The 23,552-nt window shown below is 62.3% G+C and carries 16 protein-coding genes; 7 read left to right on the top strand and 9 right to left on the bottom strand.

The annotated features are described in order from the left end of the window. Nucleotides 1-3 precede the first annotated feature (3 nt). From gspD to BLR69_RS10705, 7 genes are all read left to right on the top strand, one after another. Nucleotides 4-2,115, top strand: a complete 2,112-nt coding sequence (gspD, locus tag BLR69_RS10735; protein ID WP_071495965.1) for a type II secretion system secretin GspD — start codon at nt 4-6, stop codon at nt 2,113-2,115. Between the two features lie 807 nt (nt 2,116-2,922). Further along, nucleotides 2,923-5,316, top strand: coding sequence for a TonB-dependent receptor plug domain-containing protein (locus BLR69_RS10730; RefSeq protein ID WP_071495960.1), 2,394 nt, complete (start codon nt 2,923-2,925; stop codon nt 5,314-5,316). Nucleotides 5,317-5,332: 16 nt separating this feature from the next. Further along, on the top strand, nt 5,333-6,298 hold the full coding sequence (locus BLR69_RS10725; RefSeq protein ID WP_071495959.1) for an amino acid ABC transporter permease: 966 nt from the start codon (nt 5,333-5,335) through the stop codon (nt 6,296-6,298). Beyond that, the gene (locus BLR69_RS10720; RefSeq protein ID WP_071495958.1) at nt 6,291-7,064 is read left to right on the top strand and encodes an amino acid ABC transporter ATP-binding protein; all 774 of its coding nucleotides are present in this window, start codon (nt 6,291-6,293) and stop codon (nt 7,062-7,064) included. Before BLR69_RS10725 ends, BLR69_RS10720 begins: the two co-directional genes overlap by 8 nt. A gap of 18 nt (nt 7,065-7,082) precedes the next feature. Then, entirely contained in the window at nt 7,083-8,006 is a 924-nt protein-coding gene (locus tag BLR69_RS10715) for an ABC transporter substrate-binding protein (protein ID WP_071495957.1), read from the top strand. 12 nt (nt 8,007-8,018) lie between these two features. Next, the gene (locus BLR69_RS10710) at nt 8,019-9,590 is read left to right on the top strand and encodes a flavin monoamine oxidase family protein (RefSeq protein WP_071495956.1); all 1,572 of its coding nucleotides are present in this window, start codon (nt 8,019-8,021) and stop codon (nt 9,588-9,590) included. Between the two features lie 65 nt (nt 9,591-9,655). Further along, a complete protein-coding gene (locus tag BLR69_RS10705; RefSeq protein ID WP_071495955.1) occupies nt 9,656-10,090 on the top strand; it encodes a RidA family protein in 435 nt (144 codons plus the stop codon). A 3-nt stretch (nt 10,091-10,093) separates the two neighbouring features. On the opposite strand, the gene BLR69_RS10700 is transcribed toward BLR69_RS10705, so the two are convergent. The 9 genes from BLR69_RS10700 to BLR69_RS10660 form a co-directional block, all read right to left on the bottom strand. After that, nucleotides 10,094-10,471, bottom strand: a complete 378-nt coding sequence (locus tag BLR69_RS10700; RefSeq protein ID WP_083365795.1) for a c-type cytochrome — start codon at nt 10,469-10,471, stop codon at nt 10,094-10,096. 72 nt (nt 10,472-10,543) lie between these two features. After that, the gene (locus BLR69_RS10695) at nt 10,544-11,368 is read right to left on the bottom strand and encodes a 5'-nucleotidase, lipoprotein e(P4) family (protein ID WP_071495953.1); all 825 of its coding nucleotides are present in this window, start codon (nt 11,366-11,368) and stop codon (nt 10,544-10,546) included. Between the two features lie 85 nt (nt 11,369-11,453). Then, nucleotides 11,454-13,964, bottom strand: coding sequence for a fimbria/pilus outer membrane usher protein (locus tag BLR69_RS10690; RefSeq protein WP_071495952.1), 2,511 nt, complete (start codon nt 13,962-13,964; stop codon nt 11,454-11,456). A gap of 52 nt (nt 13,965-14,016) precedes the next feature. Further along, on the bottom strand, nt 14,017-14,748 hold the full coding sequence (locus BLR69_RS10685; protein WP_071495951.1) for a fimbrial biogenesis chaperone: 732 nt from the start codon (nt 14,746-14,748) through the stop codon (nt 14,017-14,019). Between the two features lie 74 nt (nt 14,749-14,822). Further along, complete coding sequence (locus tag BLR69_RS10680) at nt 14,823-15,428, bottom strand: fimbrial protein (RefSeq protein WP_071495950.1); 606 nt, start codon at nt 15,426-15,428, stop codon at nt 14,823-14,825. Between the two features lie 190 nt (nt 15,429-15,618). Beyond that, nucleotides 15,619-16,266: a response regulator gene (locus BLR69_RS10675; protein ID WP_071495949.1), complete on the bottom strand. Its 648-nt coding sequence runs from the start codon at nt 16,264-16,266 to the stop codon at nt 15,619-15,621. Between the two features lie 23 nt (nt 16,267-16,289). Beyond that, nucleotides 16,290-19,448: a hybrid sensor histidine kinase/response regulator gene (locus BLR69_RS10670; protein ID WP_071495948.1), complete on the bottom strand. Its 3,159-nt coding sequence runs from the start codon at nt 19,446-19,448 to the stop codon at nt 16,290-16,292. Nucleotides 19,449-19,530: 82 nt separating this feature from the next. Further along, nucleotides 19,531-20,724 (bottom strand): EAL domain-containing response regulator, encoded by a 1,194-nt coding sequence (locus tag BLR69_RS10665; protein WP_071495947.1) that lies wholly within the window; start codon nt 20,722-20,724, stop codon nt 19,531-19,533. Next, complete coding sequence (locus BLR69_RS10660) at nt 20,711-23,515, bottom strand: ATP-binding protein (protein WP_071495946.1); 2,805 nt, start codon at nt 23,513-23,515, stop codon at nt 20,711-20,713. Before BLR69_RS10660 ends, BLR69_RS10665 begins: the two co-directional genes overlap by 14 nt. Between the last annotated feature and the right edge of the window lie 37 nt (nt 23,516-23,552).

Here is a 23,552-nt window from a genome sequence, read left to right as displayed (position 1 = left end):
GACATGCGCACCTCCACGTTATGCCTGGCCACCGCCCTTGCCCTGGGCGGCTGTGGCAGCTTCCCCGACCGTCTCGAACCGGATGATGAGCTTCTGCACGAGGCCATGCAGGGCACTGGCTCGCAACGCCCACCCAGCGAGGCGCCCCCAACGGAAGTTGCCCAGCCCTTGGTCAAATCCCCCGCGCAGCGCCAGTTGATCCGGGGCAACCAACAGTTCGTGCGTGCGCCGGCGGCCACGCCGGGTGCGAAGGCAGAGGGCGGCGACATCGTGTTCAATTTCGCCGACCAGCCCATCGAAGCGGTGATCAACAGCGTGATGGGCGACCTGTTGCACGAGAACTACAGCATCGCCCAGGGCGTGAAGGGCAACGTCAGCTTTTCCACCTCCAGGCCGGTGGACAAGCAGCAGGCCTTGTCGATCCTCGAAACGCTGCTGTCCTGGACCGACAACGCGATGATCAAGCAGGGCGACCGCTACGTGATCCTGCCGGCCAGCCAGGCGGTGGCGGGCAAGCTGGTGCCGCAGATGAGCGTGGCGCAACCTTCCAGCGGCTTGTCGGCACGGCTGTTTCCGCTGCGCTACATCTCCGCCACCGAGATGCAGAAACTGCTCAAGCCCTTCGCCCGCGAGAATGCGTTTCTGCTGGTCGACCCGGCGCGCAATGTGCTGAGCCTGGCCGGTACGCCGGATGAGCTGGCCAACTACCAGGACACCATCGACACCTTCGACGTCGACTGGCTCAAGGGCATGTCGGTGGGCGTGTTCGGCCTGCAACGCGCGTCGGTGGCCGAGCTGATGCCTCAGTTGCAAAGCCTGTTCGGCCCCGACAGCGGCATGCCCCTGGCGGGCATGCTGCGCTTCCTGCCGATTGAACGGACCAACTCGGTGGTGGCGATCTCTTCCCAGCCCCAGTACCTCAGCGAAGTCGGCGACTGGATCCGCACCATCGACGAAGGCGGCGGCAACGAGCCACAGATGTACGTCTACGACGTGCGCAACATGAAGGCCGCCGACCTGGCCAAGTACCTGCGGCAGATCTACGGCACCGGCGCGATCAAGGACGACACGCCGGCCAAGGTCGCGCCTGGCTTGCGCACGACGACCCTGTCGTCACTCAATACCGGTGGCTTGCAGAACAACCCGCCTGCCGTTGAAGAACCCGAGCCGGAAGAGCAGCCGGTCGCTGCCACCAACGCCCTGGAGGCCGGCACCCGTATCACCGCGCAAAAGAGCAGCAACCAACTGCTGGTGCGCACCCGTCCCGCGCAGTGGAAAGAGATCGAAGCGGCGATCAAGCGCCTCGACAACCCACCGCTGCAAGTGCAGATCGAGACACGGATTCTTGAGGTCAAGCTCACCGGTGAATTGGACCTGGGTGTGCAGTGGTATTTGGGCCGCCTGGCGGGCAATTCTGGCAGCACCACGGTGGCGAATGCCTCCGGTAGCCAGGTCGCGCTGGGCGGTGGCGGGGCGGGGCTGGGGGCGACGGATTCGTTGTTTTATTCGTTTGTCAGCTCGAATCTGCAGGTGGCGTTGCATGCGCTGGAAACCAATGGGCGCACCCAGGTGCTGTCGGCGCCGTCGCTGGTGGTGATGAACAACCAGCCGGCGCAGATTCAGGTGGGCGACAACATTCCCATCAGCCAGACCACCGTCAACACCGGGGATGCGGACACCACCTTGAGCAGTGTCGAGTATGTGCAGACGGGGGTGATCCTGGATGTGGTGCCGCGGATCAATCCGGGGGGGTTGGTGTACATGGATATCCAGCAGCAGGTCAGTGATGCCGAGAGCCAGAGCTCGACGGGTGATACGCCGGTCAATCCGCGGATCTCGACGCGTTCGGTGTCGACGCAGGTGGCGGTGCAGAGTGGGCAGACGGTGTTGCTGGGGGGGTTGATCAAGCAGGACAACGGCGAGAGCGTGAGTGCGGTGCCGTACCTGGGGAGGGTGCCGGGGTTGCGGTGGTTGTTTGGGAGTACCAGCAAGTCCAAGGATCGGACGGAGTTGATTGTGTTGATTACGCCCAGGGTGATTACCAGTAGTGGGCAGGCGCGGCAGGTGACGGATGATTATCGGCAGCAGATGCAGTTGTTGCGGCCGGGTAGGTAGGTGTACATATCCGTTTCTTCGGTGACGGCTACTTATGGTTCCGCTCTTACAGCGGCTCACTTTTGGAAAGGCCCAAAAGTAAGCAAAAGGCCTTCGCCCCAACACTCGGCACCTCGCTTAGGCCCAGTGCGGCTAACCCGGCGTCCTGCCGGGTTACCCACGGATTCAAGCCTGCGTTCGGCCAGCGTGTTTGACGGGGCGATCCCAGATCAAAAGCAAGAGCGCGGCGGCCTTAGAGCCGACCGGATTGTATGGGCGGTACTCGGTCAAAGTGTGGGAGGGGGCTTGCCCCCGATGGCAGTGGGTCAGTCACTGATGAGTTGGCTGACACACCGCCATCGGGGGCAAGCCCCCTCCCGCAGTTTGATCTCCATACATCAGTTACTTTTGGGCTCTTTTCAAAAGTGACCCGCCGTAAAGGCGGAACCATAAGCCGCCGTTACCCAAATAACGGATATGCCCCAATCCAAAAATCGCAAAAAACATTACCTATATGAATGACTTCACTAATAAATAATGAAATCTAAGAATATTAGCTTATACCCAAATAGCATTATATTTTCAAAACCCATTCCGTTATGTTTGAACTCAACAGCCTACCCCTGACCTCGGATGGTACCAATCTAGACCCGGATTCTGCGCTGCCACCCCGCAGCAGAACCGTTGGAAGGGAGTTCACCGTATGTTGCCAATTCAAACCTCGCCGCACACCTAGCCCCAAATCGCCCTGACACCCAGAAAAAAACCGAGCACCGCGCCCACCCGCGTGACGGCCCGACTTCGCGATTTGGAAACGCAGGAACCCCTATGAAGCGAGTTCTACCACCCACCGCCGCATTCACCCTGGCCATCCTGGCCAACACCGCACACGCCCAGGACGACAGCACCCTGTCCACGGTGGTCGTCACCGGCAACCGCGGCGCCGAGCAGCGCACCGTCACCAGCAGCCCGGTGCCGATCGATGTGGTCAGCGCCAAGCAACTGCAGAGCACCGGCAAGCCCGGCCTCATGGAAGCCCTGAGTGCAGTGATCCCCTCGCTGACCCTGCCGGAAAAAACCGGTTGGGACGCCAGCGGCATTGCCCGAGCCCCCAACCTGCGTGGCCTGAGTGCCGCCGAGGTGCTGGTGCTGGTCAACGGCAAGCGCCGTCACACCGCCGCCACCCTTAACATCAACGGGATCAATATCGGTGCCGCCCCGGCCGACCTCGACCTGATCCCCATCAGCGCCATCGACCACGTGGAAGTCCTGCGCGACGGCGCCGCCGCCCAATACGGCTCCGATGCCATTGCCGGGGTGATCAATGTGATCCTCAAGGCCGACACCAGCGGCACCTCGGTGACCAACGTCGGCCAGGGCTACGACGGCAAGAAGCAGACCGTGCAGCAAAGCCTCAACAAGGGCTTTGAAATCGGCAACGGCGGTATCGTGCAGCTCGCCCTCGACGCGCGCAGCCAGAACGACGACAACAAGGCCAGCGCCAACGGCTACACCTATGCCCAGGCCTACGAGCAGGCCGGGCGCTCGACCTACGGCGGCTACGGCACGCCCAAGACCAACCTGCTGACCCTGGGCTACAACGCCGAGCTGCCGATCGACGACAGCCTCAGCCTGTATTCCTTCACCACCTATTCACGGCGCAAGGCCGAGCAGGGCCAGAACTTCCGCCTGCCGACCATCACCAACACCATCACCACCGGGCCGAACGGTTATCCCGGTGGCTACACGCCGACCTGGTTTATCGACGAGGATGATTTCCAGGCGGCGTTCGGTGGCAAAGGTACGGTGGGCGAGTGGGACTGGGACTTGTCCACCACCTACGGGCGCAACGAGGCAGAGCAGGGCACCACCCATAACCAGAACCCGTCCCTGGGCGAGGCCACGCCGAATCACTTTACCTCCGGCACCTGGATCGCCACCGAGCTGACCACCAACCTCGACTTCAAGCGCGGCTTTGATATAGGCCTGCAAAAACCCTTGGACCTGAGCGTCGGCTTCGAACATCGGCGCGACACCTATGAGGTGCAGGCCGGTGACTATGCATCCTATGCCAACGGCGGCTACTGCGTGGCGCCGGGCAACTGCGCGTCGTCGGGGGCGCAGGTCACCAACGGCATTTCGCCGGACGAAGAAAGCAGCGCCTCGCGCAACAGCCTGGCCAGCTATGTCGATGTGGGCTTCAACCCGGTGCCGGACTGGTACGTCGGCACGGCGTTTCGCTACGAACACTACAACCAGGGCGTCGGCGCTACCCGCAGCGGCAAGCTGACCACCCGCTACGACTTCACCCCGCAGTTCGCCGTGCGTGCCACCGTGAGCAACGGCTTTCGTGCGCCGTCCCTGGCCAACAGCCTGTTCAGTGCGCGCTCCACCACCTATGGCGTGGTCAACGGCGTGTACCAGTCGATCAACTACGGCGTATTGCCCGTGGGGTCCGCCGCCGCCCAAGCCCTCGGTGCCCAGGAGTTGAAACCGGAGCGCTCGACCAACTTCAGCCTGGGGTTCACCCTCACACCCACCGACCGCCTGAGCTTCACTGCCGACGCCTACGTGATCAATCTGCGCGACCGCATTACCCTCACAGGGACCTTGCTCGGTCCCGAGATCACCCAGGTATTGCAGGACAACGGCATCAACTCCACCTCTGGCGGGCAGTACTTCATCAATGGCGCCGACACCCGTACCAAAGGCCTGGACCTGGTCGGCAACTACAGCCAGGACCTCGGCCAGTACGGCTCGGTGAAATGGACTGCGGCGTTCAACTGGAACCAGACGCGAATCCTCAACTACAAGGAATCCACCAACATCCTTGGCACCTCCTACGAGCTGATGAACCGCGAAGCGCGCAACCTGATCACCGGCGTGCAGCCCAACACCAAGCTGATCCTGGGCGGTGACTGGAGCATCGAGCGCTTCAACCTCAACCTGGCCCTGACTCGCTACGGCTCTTACAAGGAGGTGAATTCATCGGCCAATCGCGACCTGGACCGCATCTATAGCGCCAAGTGGATCACCGATCTGGACCTTGGCTACAACCTCACCAAAGCCCTGAATATCGCCGTCGGCGCCAAGAACCTGTTCGATATCTACCCCAAAAAGCAAGGGGTGCCGAGCAGCACCATGGTCAGCAGCTATGGCGTCTATTCGCCCTACGGTTTTACCGGCGGGTACTACTACACCCGCCTGACCTATGCCTTCTGAGGCCGAGGAGTACACCATGCCCATTGTCGCCAAACCCTATGACCTGATTGATGCGCCCAGCCCGCTGCGCCAGGCCCGTCTCTCCACGCCGATCAAGGCCCTGCAGGTGGTGCCCGCCCGGCATCCCTGGCGCTGGGCCGGGTCGATCTTTGCGGCGCTGGTGCTGCTGGCCATCGTGCATTCCCTGGCCAGCAACCCGCGCTGGGAGTGGGGCGTATTCGGCCAGTGGTTTTTTTCGCCGTCGGTGCTGCGCGGCCTCGGCCAGACGCTGTTGCTGACCCTGCTGAGCACGCTGTTCAGCATCATCCTCGGCACCGCGCTGGCCTTGGCGCGGCTGTCGGGTTCGCCGCTGATGGCGGCGTTGGCCTGGGGTTACATCTGGTTTTTCCGTTCGATGCCGGCGTTGCTGGTGCTGATCATCCTGTACAACTTTGCCTACCTCTACGATCACATCGTGCTCGGTGTGCCGTTCACCGACGTGGTGTTCGCCGAGTGGTCGACGGTGGATGTGCTCAGTCAGTTCACCGTGGCCGTGCTGGGCTTGAGCCTGATGCAGGCGGCGTATGCGGCGGAGATCATCCGTGGCGGGCTGATCGGTGTGGATGCCGGCCAGCACGAAGCCGCTGCAGCCTTGGGGCTGCCGGCCTCGCGCCGTATCTTCCGGATCATCCTGCCCCAGGCGCTGCGCTCGATCCTGCCGTCCGGTTTCAACGAGATCATCGGCCTGGTCAAGGGCACGTCCATCGTCTACGTGCTGGCCCTGCCGGAGCTGTTCTACACCGTGCAGGTCATCTATAACCGCACCCAGGCGGTGATCCCGCTGCTGATCGTGGCGACGGTGTGGTACCTGATCATCACCACCGTGCTGACCAGCGCGCAGTACTACGTCGAACGCCACTTTGCACGCGGCACCGCACGGGTGCTGCCGCCCACGCCGCTGCAACGCATTCGCGGCTGGATCAAGGAGAAGACCCATGGCTGAAGCACGCGCCGGGCGCATCCAGATCCAGGGCGTGGGCAAGCGCTTTGGCAACCAGCAGGTGCTCAAGGACATCGACCTGACCATCGACCCCGGCAAGGTCACGGTGATCCTCGGGCCGTCCGGCTCGGGCAAGTCCACCTTGCTGCGCACCATCAACCACCTGGAGAAGATCGACAGCGGGCACATCACCATCGACGGTGAATACGTCGGTTATCGCCGCAAGGGTGACCTGCTCTATGAGTTGAAAGAGCGCGAGATTCTCAAGCGTCGCATCGACGTCGGTTTCGTGTTCCAGAACTTCAACCTGTTCCCGCACCTCACCGCCTGGGAAAACATCGCCGAAGCACCCCTGGCCCACCAGCGCTGGAGCAAGGCCGAGGCCCAGTCCAGGGCGGCCGAACTGCTGGCCAAGGTCGGCCTGGCGGACAAGGTCGATGCCTACCCGCGCCAGCTCTCTGGCGGCCAGCAACAGCGCGTGGCCATCGCCCGTGCCCTGGCGCTCGACCCCAAGGTGCTGTTGTTCGATGAACCCACCTCGGCCCTCGACCCGGAGCTGGTGGGCGAAGTGCTCGACGTGATCAAGGGCCTGACCCAACTGGGCGTGACCCTGGTGATCGTCACCCACGAGATCGGCTTTGCCCGCGAGGTGGCCGACCACGTGGTGTTTCTCTGCGACGGCCAGTTGATTGAAGAAGGCCCGCCCGAACAGATTTTCCGCCAACCGCGACATCCCCGCACCGTGGCCTTTCTCGGCAAGGTGCTTTAGTTCAAGGAGTGACTGCCCATGTTTAGCTCTACTGCCCGTGTCGCCTTGCTGGCGCTTGCCGTCAGCGCCGCGCAAAGCGCATTCGCCGTGCAACAGGTCGACCTCAGCCCAGACCGCGTGCGCATTCATGTGCCACGTAACGAGGCGGCCATCGCGCAGATCCCGCCGGGCTTCAAGTTCGCCCAGCCGGGCAAGTTCACCGTGGCCGTGTCCGGCGTGGCCGGGCCGCCCCTGGCGCTGCTGGCCAGCGACGACAAGACCACCATCGGCAGCGAGGCCGACACCGCGCAGCTGGTTGCCGATAGCTTGGGCCTGCAACTCAATGTGGTGCAGACCAGTTGGGAGGACTGGCCCCTGGGCGTCAGCTCGGGTAAGTACGACGCGGTGATCAGCAACGTCACCGTGACCGAGGCGCGCAAGAAGCGCTTTGACTTCGCCACCTACCGCCAGGATGTGCTCGGCTTCTACGTGAAGAGCACCAGCACGATCAGCGAGATCAAGCAGGCGGCGGACATCGCCGGGCTGAAGATCATCGTCGGTTCCGGCACCAACCAGGAAAAAGTCCTGCTGGCCTGGAACGAGGCCAACGAGAAGGAAGGGCGCAAGCCGGCGCTGTTGCAATACTTCGACGACCAGGCTGCCGCCCAGTTGGCCGTGCAGTCCGGGCGCAGCGATGCGCTGTTCGGGCCTAACTCGGTGTATGCCTATTCGGCGGCAATCACCGGCGGTATCAAGCTCGTCGGCACGGTGAATGGTGGCTGGCCGTTGAAGGCCGATATCGCGGTGACCACGCGCAAGGACAACGGCCTGGTCAAACCGATCCACACCGCCCTGGAAGGCGCGATTGCCGGCGGTCAATACGAGCAAGTGTTGCAACGTTGGGGCCTGGACATCGAGCGGGTCGACACGTCGCTGATCAACCCTCCTGGCCTGCCGGATTAAGGAGCATCGAGCATGGGACTGACACGACGTGAAGCGCTGTCGAGCATTGCTGCGGTAGGGGGCGAGCAGGCGGTCAAGGAGGCGTTGGCGGCATTGGGCCTGGGGCCGTCGTCACACCGCCGTCCGCAACCGTTGAAACTCAAGGAAGGCCTGGGGCAGGGCACGCGTGTGCTGGTATTGGGGGCGGGGATCGCGGGGCTGGTCACGGCCCTGGAGCTGACCCGCGCCGGCTTCGAGGTGCAAGTGCTGGAGGCCCGTGAGCGGGTGGGCGGCCGCACCTGGACGATCCGCAACGGCGACCGCGTGGACTACAAGGACGGCCGCACGCAAACCGCCGCGTTCGATCCGGGGCATTACTTCAACGCCGGGCCGGCACGAATTCCCAGCCAGCACCGCACGATTCTCGACTATTGCAGCGAGCTGGGTGTACCGCTGGAAGTGCTGGTCAACAGCAGTCATGGCGCCCAGGTGCGGCCGGACGTGAGCAAGCCTGCATTCACGGTCGGCCAGGCGATCAACGATGCGCGCGGGCACCTGTCCGGCTTGCTCGCCAAAGCCGTGCAGCGTGATGCGCTCGATGATCTGTTGAGCAGTGAAGAGCGCACGCGCTTGCTGGCGTTCCTGCGGGTGTATGGCGACCTGTCCCAGGAGCTGGCCTTTGAAGGCACGATCCGTTCGGGGCACCTGGAATCGCCTGCGCACCCCGGCGCCTTGCCCGCCAGCCGCCGACCGTTGGCGCTGGACCAACTGCTGCACCCTGAGCTGTGGGGCGCATTGCTGCATACGGAGTTCCCGGAGTTCTCCGCCACCATGTTTCAACCGGTCGGCGGCATGGACCGCATCACCGAGGCCTTCTACCAGCGTGTCAGCGGCCATGTACAAGTGGGCGCCCAGGTGCGCCGTATCCGCCAGTTGGAAGACGGCGTGGCGGTGACTTATCACGACCAGCACAGCGGCCTCGAGCAGGTCGTGCGCGCCGACTACCTGATCTCGACGTTGCCGCTGCCGTTGCTGGCCAAACTCGACACCGACTTCAGCGACCCGATCAAAGCCGCCTTGCTCAGCACCCGCAACGACCAGGCGACCAAAGTGGCATGGCAGTCGCCGCGCTTCTGGGAGACCGACTATCGTACCTACGGCGGCCTGTCGTGGATCGAACACCCGGCGCGCCTGCTGTGGTACCCGAGCAATGACCTCAACACTCGCGAAGGCCTGCTGGTGGCGGGCTATGTGACCGGGGAGGGGGCCGATGTGTTTGGCGCGCAGCCTTTCGACAAACAGTACGCGACCTCCAAAGAGGCCGTGGAACTGTTGCACCCAGGCTATGCAAAACACCTGCGCAACCCGCTGGCAGTGTCCTGGGAGCAGATTCCCTACAGCGAAGGCCCATGGTTGCAACGTGAACATTTCCCGGCCGACGCCAGCGCCTTGCTCGAAGCCGGCCACGGCCGGGTGTACTTCGCCGGCGACGGGCTCGTGCAAAGCGGCGTGGGTATCTGGCAGGAATCGGCGGCCAACTCGGCGCGCCATGTGGTCGGGCAACTGGCCGAGCGGGTCATTCAACAGCGACACATCGCGGCTTAGACCAAAGTGGCGAGCGGTTTTTGAAGGTGGTTTAGTGAACCATGCATCATTGAAGGAGATTCATCATGAGCGACAGCATTCAACGTACCAGCGTCGGCGACTTCCCGATTTCCCAGACCGTCACGGTGCCGCCATCCGCCAGCCTGATTTTCATCAGCGGCACCTTGCCCGACCTGCACGATGCCAGCGCCCCGGCAGGCACACCGGCCGCCTATGGCAATACCGAAGTGCAGACGGTGTCGGTGTTCAACAAGCTGCGCAAGATCCTGCGCCAGCAGGACCTGGACCTGGGCGATATCGTGCAGCTACGGGTGTTCCTGGTAGGGGCCGAAGAAACGGGCGGCAAGCTGGATTTCGCGGGTTTGCAGGCGGGGTACACGCAGTTTTTTGGTACACCGGAACAGCCGAACAAACCGGCGCGAACGGCGTTGCAGGTGGTTGCATTGCCGTTGCCCGGGGCGTTGATCGAAGTGGAGGCGGTCGCTGCAAGAGCGGTGTGAGACTCAACGCGTCTTGGCAATCACACCGCTCATGTATTGATTCAAATCGCGGAAGTCGCCAACCCTCCACGCGAACGGCGCTAGCTTCACGCCGTTCTCTCGCAACGTCCTCGGGATCAGGTCGCCATTGGGGCGAAGGATGATTGAAGAGACGATAACGCCTGGGTAGTCACTCAGGCGTTTTTTGAACGCGGCGGTGGTCAGGTCAGGTGTCGGGGGGGTGCTCTTGTTGGCCAATGGGCCTGTGCCTTTGATATCGGCGCCGTGGCACATCGCACACCGCTGGGTGAAGAGGGTTTTCCCGTTGCTGTTATCCGCTGAAGAGAATGACGGTTGGAGGAGCGATAGAGCGCTGAGCGATGCGATAAGTACTCGTTTCATTTCCATATGACCTTGTTGTGTCAATCTGATGTGGGCCTATGGCGTCAAGGACGGTGGGCCAGCCAAGGCTGATTACTCCTGCAACTGCAACGCCTGTTGCTTGAGCTTGCGCTTTTGCTCGAACGGCAACTTCTCATCATCCCCATACGGCGCGCTGTACCAGTTGCCATAGGTCGGGTTGGGCAGCAAGAACCAGCGCTGTCCCAGCCAGTTCACATAAGGCTCCACCGCCTTGCGTTGATCCGCGACGGTATTGTGCTCGGCCTGCACGAAATCCCCCAGGGAGTCACCGGCCATCAATAACACCCGTGCGTGGGCGGCGACCCATTGGCGGCGGCAGTTCTTGCCGTAACCGGCGCTTTCGCAGTGACCGGTGGGGGTGCTGGCGGCCAGGACTTGTTCGTCGTTTTCCACCGGGAAACCGCGCAGGCGCAGGTTTTTCACTGTGGCGGCGACCTGGCTGTGTTCGCGGTTGGTCAGGTAATACACCTTGATGCCTTTTTGCCGGGCTGCTTGCAGGAAGGCGACCGCACCGGGCAACGCCTGGGCCTTGGCCTGGTCGACCCAGGTGTTCCAGCGGTCGTAGGAATAGACCTGGTTGTTGACCACGTCGCGGGCATTGAGCGGTACGTTGTCCAGCAGGGTTTCATCGATATCGACCACCACCGCAGGTGGTAAACCGTTCAGGTCGCGTGGGGGAAAGGGCAGGGCGTCCCAGGTCGGATCGGCCAGGGCCAGGTCGAGTTGGCGGGTGGCGTTGGCGAAGAGTTGGCGGTAGATCAGCTCATGCTCAATGGAGGTCTGGGTCCAGAGCACGGCATCGAGTTGGTCATTGGCCGGCGGCGTTTGTTGGCAGCCCGCGAGCAGGAGCAGGCTGGCGAAGATCAGGTTACGCATGCAGAAGTCTCGGTGGTAAAGGGCGCGTGGGCGGCACCATAGCCCAATTCTGCGTTGGCTCACCACCCTGAGCATTCTCATCCCATCAAGGGCCGCACACCAATGCCTGCCGCTCATAATTCAGTGCCTTGTTCTGTGGTGGCAACACATACGAAGCGCTGCAACGGTGTTCCCCCCACTTGATCACCAGGGCCCCCTGGTCCTGGTCTACCAATGCCAACGCATTCCCATTCGGATCGGCAATCGCCAATTGCTTCCCAGTCGAGTCCTCCAGCGAAGCCCCAAAACCCAGTGGCTTGCGCTGCGCGTCCATCAACTCAAACAACACCCGCCGCCCCGTGGTGCCGCTGTAATGCGCGACCACCACGGCGCCACGGCGTGGCACCACTTGCTGGGTCGCGTTGGTGATTTCCACGTCAGCGCCCAGGTCGCGGGTATCCAGGCTGACCCAGTTGACGCGGTAAGGCTGAGCATTCGGGATCACCGCGTAGCCGTTGTAGCCCGTTTCGACGCCGCTGTAGCTGCTGATCTTCGCCCCGGAAATCCCCGGTACCTCGGCCAGTGCGAAGGTTTCGCTGACCGTCTGCCCCAGGTTGATCCCGCCGCCATGGGCCACCACGGAACCGGCGAGGTTGAGGTTCTGCGAGTTGTAGCCCTGGCCCTGGCTGTAGCCCAGGCTCACATCCGCCATAGCGGTGCGGCTGTTGATGTTGACCGAGCCGGAATCGCCGCTGGTGTCGCTGTGCCCGGCCTGTACCGAATAGAACGTATCGCTGGTATCGGCGACGTAGCCGTTGATGCCGGCCTGGGTGGTGGTGTTGCCGTGCTGGTGGCTGGTGGTCACGAACGCGCGCGGCGCCCGTGCCTGGCTGCCCAGTGGGAAAGAGACGGACAGGTTCACCTGGGTGTCGCTGCTCGGTTCGCCCCAGGTGACAATCTGCTTGGTACGCGTCACGCCAAGGTTGTAGCTCAGGTTGCCCCAGTTGCTGGTGTAGCCAGCGGAAAAACTCTGGGAGCCCCCACGGTTCCAGTAGCGCTGGTCGCTGGCGTTCAAATACAGGCTGCCGAACGTACTGTTGCGCCCCAGGCTCTGGTTGATGGTCAGGTCGGTGCGGGTCTTCGAATGGCCGCTACGCCCACGGAGGTTTTCGCTGATGTCTTCGACGTGGTCGCTGAAGCTGCGATAACCCTCGGTGGAGTAGCGGTAGGCGGCCAGGGTGAAGTTGGTGTCGGTGCCGGCGAAGGTCTTGGCGTACAACGCGCGCACGCTGCTGCCCTGGGTGGTTTGCCCACGCGCTTTGCTCGATGAGTGGGTCGCATCCAGCGACACAGCGCCCCATGTCGTGTTGCGTCCGGCGCCGAGGGACAGGGCGCTGTAGTCCTCTGCGGCTTGCAGGCCGACGATGCCACTGAGGTTGCTGGTCAAGCCATACGCCAGGGTGCCGCTCAGAAAGCGCGGGGTTGCCAGGCCATCGGTGTTGCTGTTGAACCGTCCCGCCGAGAGGCTGTACTTCACTTGCCCCTCGCGCACCATGATCGGCAAGCTGGAAAACGCCTGCATCGTGACACGGCGGGTGCCGTCCGCCTCGATCACGGTGATCTGCAAGTCACCGTTGGAGCCGCTGGGGTAGATGTCGTTGATCTCGAACGGCCCCGGCGCAACGTTGGCGGTATAGAGGATGTAGTCGTTCTGACGGATTTCCACCGTCGCGTTGGTCTGCGCCACGCCTCGGATCACCGGTGCATAGCCGCGCTCGCTGTCGGCCCGCATGCCTTCGTCGGAGGCCAGCTTGACCCCGCGATAGCGCACGCTGTCGAACAGGTCGGTGTCGGAAAAAATCTCACCGGCACTGAACTGGCCCTTGATGGCCGTCACGTCGTGTTGCACATAGGTCCGGTTGCTGGTGTAGGTGTTCGTGCGCCCGGTGCCGCCACTCAGGTTCGACTCGTTGCGCAGGCGCCAGGCACCCAGGTTGATGCCGTTGCGCAAACCCAGGTTGTTCGCGATGCGCGTGTTGTAGTCGCCGGCGGTGCGGCTGCTGTTGAACTGGTAGTTGATGAACGCGGCGGGCACGCCTTCGTCCCATAGCTGCGGGTCGACGTAGCCGCGCAGGCCGCGTTGCATGGCCACCTGCGGAATACTCGCCAACAGGCGCAGGCGGCTGCTGTCATAGCGCACGCTGGCGTCTTCGATCAGTTGCGCCAGTGGGTAGCATGCCAGCGGATGTTGCGGGTCGAGTTTGCCCTGGGCCTCCAGGCGCGCCATGTCGATGCCCAACTGCTTGAGCAAGTCGAGGGTCAGGCAGGCTTCGACCCGGTCGTTTTGCCGGTCGTGCTTGAAGTCGATGTCGCGCCGGCCCACCAGCACTTCGTTGCTGTACAGGTCGACGCGGTAGTTGCCCGGCAATACGCTGTTGGCCGAAAGCAATTGTTGCAGGTCGACTGGTGATTGCGAGCCCTGCAGGAATGTCGTGTTGAAGGTTTGCGTGGCCTCGTCCGCCATGGCCCAGACGGGCAGGCTGGCGGCAATCGCCAGCGACAGCGTCTTTAAGTGCAGTGCGCCACGCGCGGACCTGTTGCTGGAGAGAGAAGACATGCGAAGACCTGTGACATCCCTGGTTGGCAAGCGTGAGCCTGAGGCGAAGTGCTCAGGGTTTGAGGCGTGATTCAGTGGCGTGCGTGGTGCCGCCTGCCAGGGAGGCGCTGTAATGGTTCTGCGCGCCATAATCGTTGATGCTGGAGAACGACAACCGCACCGCGCCGCTGGCCGTCGGGCCCTTGAGTGGGAACTGTTTTTCTTCGCCTGGGGCGACCATGGTGGAGTCGCTGGCCAACTGTTCCTGCACTTTGATGTCGGCCATGGACACGTGGTACAGCGTCGGGTTTTTCACCGTCAGCACGTACTGTGCGCCGTGCCTGGCCAGCGTCCACTCAAGCTGGGCGGGGGCCTGCAACGCACTGCCCGGCAAGCCGGCAGGGCGGAAAAAAATCTTGATGCGTTGGCGGATGGCCAACTGCAAGGTGTTCTCGACTTCACTGGCCTTGGGGATTTCCTGCACGTTGAGCCACACCACGGACTCGCGGTCAGTGGGCATGCCGGTGCCTTCATACAAGATGCGCAGCAGTTGCTGTTCCTTGGCAAACACCCGTGCCAACGGTGGGGTGACGGCAAACGGCGCGCGGCTGCTGCTGGCGTCGTTGCGGTCGACCCAAGACTGGATCAACACATCCTGGTTGCCGTTGCGCACGGTGATGTTGGCTTCCTTGTGGTCGCCATCGAACACAATACGCGTGGCATTCAATGAGATGCTGGCGACGGCCTGGGTCGCCATGAACATGCCCAGCAGCCCGAGGCCCAGGGCGATAGAACGAGGCAGCATGAGGGTTTCCGGTGTCATCAGAAGGAGAATGGCGAGGCCGTAGGGCCTCGCGCGCTCGGTGTACAGGCGAAGGGTTATTCGTATTGCAGGATGAACGGCAGGGTGGCGTCACCGCGACCGGCGGTCGATGCACCCGCGGCGCCGGTAGTGACGTAGGCTGCCGCGAAGCTCAGGGTGGCGTCGCCGCCTTCAGTGCCCTGGCCGTGCATGGTGCTTTCGATGCGTGCGGTGGCCGCCGAGCTGAGGTCGATCAGCGTGCCTTTGCTGTCGAGCAGGGCGATACCGACGTTTTGTGCGGTGGCCGAACCCGGGTTCAGCGCCAGTACGTTCTTGCCGGTGACCAGGCCAGAGCCGCCGTTGTTGGCGTCAAAGATCATCGCGACCTTGGTGCCCTGGTTGCAGTTGACGTTGAGGTTGAAGTCTTTGGCGGTTACGCGACCTGCGGTCGGGTTTTCCGCGGTGCCCATGTCCTTGATCGACACGTTACCCATGTCCACCGAAATGGTGCGGTCGGAGTTGGCACCATCTACCGAGCAGGCATCATTGTTGATCACGCCGGTGAAAGTGATTTTACCGCTGCCGCCCAGGGTCGGAGTCTTTGCCGCCGGTTCTTCGGCGTAGGCACCGGCGCAAGCGCAGAAAATGGCCGAGGCGATAACAGCCAGGGAAAACTTCTTCATGATGATGTCCATAAGTGTGAATTGGAAAGTGCTGTTGCTGAACTGCCCGTAAAGATTAAGCGGCGAGGGTGGGCGGGCACATAAGACGATTCTTATAAGCGTTGGGGGATGGTTTAGTTGCACTTATGGAGGCGGGATTATCAATGAACAATCAGATAAGCCATTGTTGATAAATGGCTTTAAAGTTTTGTTAGTTGAATATGTTGCACGCCAGGCAATAAGCGAGCAGGTCCTGGTCGCTGCTGACTTCAAGTTTGCGCATGGCCGCTATCTTTTGTGCGCTGATCGTCTTGGCACTTCGGTTCTGGCTGCGCGCAATATCGCTCACACTCATGCCGGCGATAAACAGGCGCAGGATCTCGAACTCCTTGGGCGACAAGGTCGAGAAGCGCTCGTCGATGGCGGTGAGGGTCTCGATTACCGAGCTCTTGGGCGGCTCCAGGCTGCGGTAGGCACTCTGCTGGGCAATGGCCTTGAGCGCCAGCTGGATCTCGGTGTGCAACTGGCTTTTCTGGATGATGCCGACCACCCCCAACTCCTGCAGGCGGGTGAGGATGAGATGATTGGAGATCATTGTCAGGATCAGGATCTGCACCTGCGGGAAATGCCGTTTCAGGTATTCCACCAGCTTCAGGCCATCGCCGTAGGGCGAGTCGCCCGGCATGTTGTAGTCGGTGATCACGATGTCGACGCCCTGACGCTGCAACAGCTCGATCAGGCCCGTCGAACAGACGGCTTCACCCACGACCTGGAAACGCGTGTCGCGTTCTACCAGTTCGCGCACCCCGAGCAGCACGATCGGGTGATCGTCCGCGATAACCACGTTGAATGTTTTCATAAGGGGCCGTCCGTAGTGCCAGTTCATGTGAGGGAAGTGGGCCCGGACTGGAGAGTCTCCAGGACGGCCGAGAGTCGCTGCATCACCACCTTCACTTTGAGCGTAAGCGCAGTGTCGAGGCGGCCATGGTTAAGTGCGTTTTCCAGTTCAATACAGGCATGCGCCAGGCTGGCTGCCTGCACGGAGCCCAGTGCGCCTGCCATCGAATGCAACAGTTGGCCGAGGCGATAGGCATCACGCTGCTCCAGTGCGGTGCCCATATGCTGCAGGTCCTGCTGCACGCTGGTGATGAACAACGGGCGCATCCTGTCCGAGAGTTGCACGCTGTCGTCGAACGTTTCGGCGGGCGGAGCTACCTTGCACAGCCTGATCAACTGCGCGCGCAGGGTTTGCAGGCTCAATGGCTTGACCAGCCAGGCATTCATGCCCACCGCCAGGCAGCGTACGCCTTCTTCGCGCATCGCATTGGCGGTCACGCCAATGATCGGCAAATCCGGGGCGTGTTCGCGCAGGGTCCGAGCCAGGTCGTAGCCGTTCATCAGCGGCATGTTCACGTCGGTCAACACCAGGTCGAAGGCTTGCGGTTGCCACAGGTGCAAGGCTTGTTCGCCGTTGGCGGCCAGACTCACCGAGCAGCCGAGTGCCTCAAGTTGCTCCTTGATGATCGCCTGGTTGATCGGATTGTCCTCGGCCACCAGAACGCGTAGCCCCAATCGGCCGATGCTTTGGGGTTGGGCCGCTGCGGGTTGCTCGTGCTTGCCGTGCTGGGCAAGGGACACCGTGGCGGCGATGGCGCGCACGTCGTGCATATCCACCACCCAGCCCTGTGCTGTGGGCAGCGGAGGGGCGTGAGCACCCGGCAGGCAGGTCACGCGCTGGCCTGTCCACGGCGAGATCGGCTCATTGGGCTGCACGTCCACCAGCACGGCGCCGGGGTCGCCTGGCTCCTGGGTCGACGCGGCCAGGGCGGCGGCAATGCCCAGGCGATTGAGCCAGTCACACACCGATTGTGCCAACTCGCGCATCGGTGCCTGTACATACACCGGCGTGAGGCTGGGCTCGATCAACGGCGGGCTGGTCAACGCACCTGAACACACCGGCAAACGGATTTTCAAGGTAAAGCTACTGCCCAGCCCGGGCTCGCTGACGACCTTGATCTGACCGTCCATCATTTGCGCCAACCATCGGCAGATCGGCAGCCCCAACCCGGCACCGCCTTCGCTTGCGGTGTCCGGCGCCTGGTAGAACAGGTCGAACAGCTTGGACTGCTGCGCTTGGGCGATCCCCACGCCCGAGTCGGTCACCTGCCACTCCAGCTCCACATGCCCGGCGTCGCGCGCGCGTACCCTGGCACGGATCACTACGCGTCCGATGTCGGTGAACTTGATGGCGTTGCTCACCAGGTTGTTGAGGATCTGGCGGATACGCAGCGGGTCGCCGAGGACGCAGTCCGGCAGCTGCGGGTCGATGCAACTGTAGAGTTGCAGGCCCTTGCGCTGGGCGAAGGCGGCGTAGGTGTGGAGGGTGTCTTCAAGCATGTCCAACGGGCAGAATTCCACGGCCTCGATCGCCATTTGCCCGGACTCGATTTTCGACACATCCAACACATCGCTGATCAACTGGAACAGCGTCGCGGACGAGCGCTGGATGGTGTGCAGGTACGTTTTCTGGTGTGGGTCCAGTTGCGTCAGGCCCAGTAGTTCCAGGGTGCCGAGCACACCATACAGTGGGGTGCGGATCTCATGGCTCATGGTCGCCAGGAAGAGCGTCTTGGCTTCGTTGGCCGCGTCGGCGACACGGCGCGCGTCGTCCAGGGCCGAGGCGTCCTCGATATGCCGGGTGATATCGTTGAAGGCATACAGGCGCACGTCCTGTGCCTGATAGCGCGTGGACACGAAGCCGATCTGCAGGTGCCGGCCTTCGATTTCCAGGTGCGTCTCGCCGCTTTCGGCGCTGTCGTGGGCACCGGCCAGGGCGGCCACCAGGCGTGCGCTGCCTGGCCATTGCTGGGCGCGCTGGTTTTCGATCAACACTTCACCGTCGCTGCGCCGTACCACGCATAAACCGGTGGGCGCGGTGTCGATGATCACGCGGCTGAACGCTACGCTTTCAGCGATGCGCTCGTGGGCCTGGCGTGCTGGCACAATCACTTGGCGCCGGTACCAGCGGCTGCCGGCCCACCCCAGCGCAAGCAAGCTGCCCAGGAACAGTGCCAGGCTGCTCAGCGGCCAGAACGCGTAGTGGAAAAACCGCGCATAACTCAGGCCGTAGATTGCGCTCCAGGGTTGGTCGCCGGCCTGGGAGATCTTGAATTCAAAGCCATCTGCCGTGAAGTGCACGCCGTTGCTGAGGGGCGCGCCGGCTATTTCCGGCCCGATCAGCCGAGTGCCATCCGGCGCGATCAGGGTAAAGCGATCAAACGCAGAGCGCTCCAGGGCACGCTGCACATCGTCAGCCTGGGCCACGTCCAGCACGGTCCCGACCACCGCCGAATCCGGGCCGTCGAGTGGGATACCGATATAGGCCAGCAAATGGTCGGGCGCGGGCCCGGCTTCCCAGTACACGCGCTCCTGCGCCAGCCCTGGCGGCGTCTGTCCGAGGGCGTCCTGCACGGCATTGACCAACCCTTGCCCGGTGCCTCCGTCACGGTCGTTGCGTGGGTAGCCAACGGCGGGGATGTCGATGGTGTAGTCAACCTGGCGATTGAACACAAAAGTCGGTGGCGCCTGGTACGGCGATGATGACCAGAAGGCGCTGTAGTAACTGGTCAGATGGGCGCCCAAGGCAAAGATCCGTGGCCGGGCACCGACGCCGACACGCTCCTCATCGAATGTCACGCTGAACGGCACCGAGAACGAGTATTTCTGACCTTCGAACAAGGTGCGCCGCGTGTCGACCGTGCGGTTTCCGAGGCTGACCTGTACGTCGGTGGCCCGCACCAGTTCGGCCTGGACGCCGGGGTGCGACAGATTCTTGAGGAACGACTCGTGTTGTTGGAGGTTTTCCATCAGGCGGGCGAAATGAAACCGCATGCCGCTGTAGCGGGTATCGACACCCCGTTGCAGCGACCAGTAATTGGTCAGGGCCAGTAACAACGCGAGCCCGAACATCAGCATAAGGCCTTTGTTCAAGCGCAATGAGCTTCGGGTAAAGGCTTCCAGGACCGCGTTGTTGTGCTTCATCAGGGACTTCCGCAGGCGGAGAAAAAATCGGCACTGGATGGAGCTTACTCCCACTCTGCAACAAATAATCCGTGCCCGGCGCCTAATGAGATGTCGCGGGGCCATCATTGTTCAGAAGTTGTTGAAATTGTTCGGAAGATACCGCGTGGGAAATCAGAAAGCCTTGCACCTGGTTGCAGTCGATCTTGCGCAGCAGCGCCAGTTGCTGGGGCGTCTCCACCCCTTCGGCCACCACCGTCAGGCCCAGCTTGCGGCCCAGGCTGATGATGCTTGCCAGCGCCGAAGCCATGCCTTCGTTGTCATGGCAACCCTGGACGAGTGCCTGGTCGATCTTGAGTTCGGTGAACGGCGTGGACACCAGGTTGAGGTATGAGCTGTAGCCCTTGCCGAAATCATCCTGGGACAAGCCAAACCCCTTGATGCGCAGGCGGCAGGCACCGGCGTAGAAGTTGCTGATGTCCTGGGGCACTGAGCATTCCATCAACTCGAAACAGATCATGCCGGGGATGCCGTCGTGCAGCAGTACGAATTCCAGCAGGCGGTCGGCCAAGTCCTGGCTATTGAGCAAATGGGTGGGCAGGTTGATTGACACCGGGATGTCATAGCCGCGCAGGCACCATTGTTTCTGTGCGTAGATCGCCTGCTTGAGCACCAGCCATAGCAGGCGCTCTTCCAGTTCGAAGGCCTTGATCGCTTCCAGAAACGCGCCTGGCAACATCACCCCTTGTTCGGGGTGCATCCAGCGTACCAGCGCTTCGGCGGCGACGATGCGGCCGTTGGCCAGCGACTTTTTCGGTTGGAACCACGCCTGCAACTGGCCGTTGCCCATCGCCTGGATCAGCGTGTGACGGTCGATGTCCACATGCTCGGGCGGCAGCGGCGAGGGGGTGCGCAGTTTGTGCCTGAGCTGGTCGACCAGGCTGCGCAAGGCGTCGGCAGCCACCGGCTTGGAGATCAGCCCGATCACTTCCACATCCAGGTTCTTGGCTACCAGGCTGGCCGCCATCAACATGCGCCGGGACGCTACGCTCATGATCGCCAGTGCCGGTTTGCAGCGCAGGCCGGCCAGGCTCTGAATGAATTGCACACCGTCCATGCCAGGCATCAACAGGTCGGTCAGTACCAGGTCAAACTCGCGCTGGCGCAGGCGTTCCAGCGCTTCCTTGCCGTCCTGGGCGGCTTCGAGCAGGAAGTCCCCCAACTCACTGAGCAGGTGCTGCAAGTAGATGTGCTGCAGGGGATGGTCCTCGACGATCAGAATACTAAGGGGCTTCATGGGTGATCCGTGCATAAGGCGCCAGGGAATTGAAGAGCGCCCGCAACGCGAATGGCTTGACCAGGCAATGGTTCATGCCGGCGGCCAGGCACAGGTCGGCCTCGCCGCGCATCGCGTTGGCGGTGGCCCCGATAATCGGCAACGGGCAGCCCTGGCGCCGCAGTTCCCGCGCCAGTTCGTAGCCGTTGATGTGAGGCATGTTCACGTCGGTCAGCACCACATCGAAGGTGCCTGCGGTGTACAACAGCAAGGCTTCGTGACCATCGGCCGCCAAATCCACGGTGCAGCCGAGCTCCTCCAGTTGGTCGCGCAGTATCAGTTGGTTGATGATGTTGTCTTCGGCCACCAGCAGGTGCAGGTTGAGCTTCTTCAGGTCGCGCTGGCGGGTCTGTTCATCGGCCCGCGCGATCCACAGCCCCTGCGCCTGGCTGACCGCCTGGTGAATGGCAGTCAAGTGATTGAGGTTGACCTGCCACGCACCGGCGTCATCCTGCGGGGTGCTGCAGGCGTTGGCGCTGGCATGGATCACCGGGCCGGCCCAATCGGGGGCGAGCGAGGGGTCCACGTTGCCGGGGTGCAGTTGCAATAGCAGATGCCCTTCGGTCTGGGCCGGCAGGGCTGTCTGTGCCCGCGCCCCCCAACGTCGCAGCCAACCGCTGATGGCGTTGGCCAGTTCCGGAATCGGCGAGGCGACGTAAATGGTTTCTGCCAGCAGGGGCGGCATCGACGCAGTGGGCGCCTCCTCCAGCGGCAGGGTCAGGCTGAAACTGCTGCCCAGGCCCAGCTCGCTGACCATGCGGATATTGCCGTTCATCAATTCGGTGAGGCGTTGGCAGATCGGCAAGCCCAGGCCGGTGCCGGCGACCACATTGGTGTTGCCTTCGCTCTGGTAGAACGGTTCGAAGATCAGTGCCTGGTCTTCCTGGGCGATACCTTTGCCGGTGTCCGAAACCTGCCACAACAGGCTGGACCGCTCGCCGTCGCGACCCAGCACCTTGACCCGCAACACCACGCGTCCATAGTCGGTGAACTTCACCGCGTTATTGAGTAGGTTGTTCAGGATCTGGCGAATGCGCGTCACGTCGCCGATCAAGCGTTCCGGCAGCTTGGGGTCGAAGCATGCGTAGAGTTGCAGGCCTTTTCCCTGGGCCGCAGCGGCGTAGCCCTGGATGATCTCGTGCACCAGGTCCAGCGGCGAGAACTCGCTCAGCTCCAGGGCCAACTGCCCGGCTTCGATCTTGGAGACGTCCAGCACATCGCAGATCAACTGCAACAAGGTCGAGGACGAGCCTTCGATGGCATGCAGATAGTCTTTTTGCTGGGTGTCCAATTGGGTGCGTGACAGCAACTCCAGAGTGCCCAGCACGCCATACAACGGCGTGCGGATTTCGTGGCTCATGGTTGCCAGGAACAGGGTTTTCGCGGCGTTGGCGGCATCGGCCGACTGCCGTGCTTCCTCCAGCGCGGCCTCGACCTGCTTGCGTGCGCTGATATCGCTGAACGCACAAAACAACACGTCTTCGCCTTTATAGCGGGTGGGTGCGCTGCTCAGGTACAGGTGGCGGCCGTCGATGGTTTCAAAATAGTCACTGCGCTCGGACGGTCCGTTGGCGAAGGCCTGCTCTATCCAGCCGTCACGCAGGGCTTCCCGCTCCGGTCCGGCGCCTAGCCATTGTTGGGCAAGGGTGTTTTCCAGGACCACCTGGCCGTCGGTGCGGCGCAAGACACATAAGGCCACGGGGGCGGTCTGGATCACATCGCGGCCGAACGCTTCGCTTTCGATCAGGGCCTGGATGCGGTGGATCGACGGAATGATGAAACGCTGGTCCACCCGACGCATCACCAGCCAGATCAGCGTCAGACTGAACAGGCAGAACAGCAGCGAGCCGAGCAACTGCTTCCACAGGCCACTGACCACCGCGCGCAGGTCGATGGAGTACATCAGTTGCCAGTCCGAGGATTTGAGGTGTTTGCGGATCACCAGGTGATCGGGCAACCAGCCGTTGCCGACAAAACCGAAAAAACTTTCCTCTCCGGGTCGCAGGCGTTGCTGGCTGAGCCGCGCGTTGTCACTGTTGGTGAACACCAGCATGCCCTGAGAACTGAGCATCATGAATTCGCCGGCGCTTTTGTCGCTGAGGGTCGAGGACACTTCGCGACTTTCCATTTCCATGCCGAGCCAACCGGACTCGGGGTCGCGCTCATCCAGGCGGATGAAGATGTACAGGTGCGAGTGGCCTTCGGTCTTGTCACTCAGCCACACCTCGTTGAGGCCGGTGGGATCGCTGTGTTGCAGGGCCTTGAGGCGGTTGAGCATGCACTTTGAAATCGGCAGTACTTGTGCGGTGGCGTCATACAGGCGCGTCACCTGAGGGGTAGGCCCGGCGTTCACGTACAGCAGGTTGAGTTGCTTGGCCTTGAGGTATTCGCGCATGCGCGTGGTCAGCCAGATGCTCCATTGGTTGGCTGGCGTGTCACCCAATAGCAAGTGCTGTTCTTCCGGGGAAAAGGTGTAGACCGGCGTCTTCGATGGCCGGCGTACGGCCGATAGGCTGAGACTTTCGAGCAAGGCTTCGCGGTTGGTGAAAAACGTGTGGGCTTCGGCGATGGCACTGCTCATGTAGCCACGGCGCTGGGAAATGTCACTGTTGAAGGTGGACAGCAGAAAGGTGTAGACGCCGCTCAGGATGCCGATCAGCAGCACGGTCGCAAAAATACGAAGCAGCCTTCTGGCTGCTTCGGGTCGAGAGAGAACGGGGTTGATCTGGAGCAGGTAACTTTTCAATCGCATCGACAGACTTTAAGCGCCGATCCAGGCCGATGGCATA

The sequence above is a fragment of the Pseudomonas azotoformans genome, assembly GCF_900103345.1.
Taxonomy (GTDB): Bacteria; Pseudomonadota; Gammaproteobacteria; order Pseudomonadales; family Pseudomonadaceae; genus Aquipseudomonas; species Aquipseudomonas azotoformans.
Note: the sequence above shows the minus strand (reverse complement) of the source record. Positions and strands in the feature narration are given on the sequence as shown.

Bases quoted from the DNA above. Each gene is read 5' to 3' on its own strand.
- BLR69_RS10730 (WP_071495960.1), top strand. From the start codon at position 2,923: ATGAAGCGAGTTCTACCACCCACCGCCGCATTCACCCTGGCCATCCTG.
- BLR69_RS10665 (WP_071495947.1), bottom strand. From the start codon at position 20,724: ATGAAGCCCCTTAGTATTCTGATCGTCGAGGACCATCCCCTGCAGCAC.
- gspD (WP_071495965.1), top strand. From the start codon at position 4: ATGCGCACCTCCACGTTATGCCTGGCCACCGCCCTTGCCCTGGGCGGC.
- BLR69_RS10695 (WP_071495953.1), bottom strand. From the start codon at position 11,368: ATGCGTAACCTGATCTTCGCCAGCCTGCTCCTGCTCGCGGGCTGCCAA.
- BLR69_RS10685 (WP_071495951.1), bottom strand. From the start codon at position 14,748: ATGCTGCCTCGTTCTATCGCCCTGGGCCTCGGGCTGCTGGGCATGTTC.
- BLR69_RS10705 (WP_071495955.1), top strand. From the start codon at position 9,656: ATGAGCGACAGCATTCAACGTACCAGCGTCGGCGACTTCCCGATTTCC.
- BLR69_RS10690 (WP_071495952.1), bottom strand. From the start codon at position 13,964: ATGTCTTCTCTCTCCAGCAACAGGTCCGCGCGTGGCGCACTGCACTTA.
- BLR69_RS10715 (WP_071495957.1), top strand. From the start codon at position 7,083: ATGTTTAGCTCTACTGCCCGTGTCGCCTTGCTGGCGCTTGCCGTCAGC.
- BLR69_RS10670 (WP_071495948.1), bottom strand. From the start codon at position 19,448: ATGAAGCACAACAACGCGGTCCTGGAAGCCTTTACCCGAAGCTCATTG.
- BLR69_RS10675 (WP_071495949.1), bottom strand. From the start codon at position 16,266: ATGAAAACATTCAACGTGGTTATCGCGGACGATCACCCGATCGTGCTG.
- BLR69_RS10710 (WP_071495956.1), top strand. From the start codon at position 8,019: ATGGGACTGACACGACGTGAAGCGCTGTCGAGCATTGCTGCGGTAGGG.
- BLR69_RS10725 (WP_071495959.1), top strand. From the start codon at position 5,333: ATGCCCATTGTCGCCAAACCCTATGACCTGATTGATGCGCCCAGCCCG.
- BLR69_RS10700 (WP_083365795.1), bottom strand. From the start codon at position 10,471: ATGAAACGAGTACTTATCGCATCGCTCAGCGCTCTATCGCTCCTCCAA.
- BLR69_RS10660 (WP_071495946.1), bottom strand. From the start codon at position 23,515: ATGCGATTGAAAAGTTACCTGCTCCAGATCAACCCCGTTCTCTCTCGA.
- BLR69_RS10680 (WP_071495950.1), bottom strand. From the start codon at position 15,428: ATGAAGAAGTTTTCCCTGGCTGTTATCGCCTCGGCCATTTTCTGCGCT.
- BLR69_RS10720 (WP_071495958.1), top strand. From the start codon at position 6,291: ATGGCTGAAGCACGCGCCGGGCGCATCCAGATCCAGGGCGTGGGCAAG.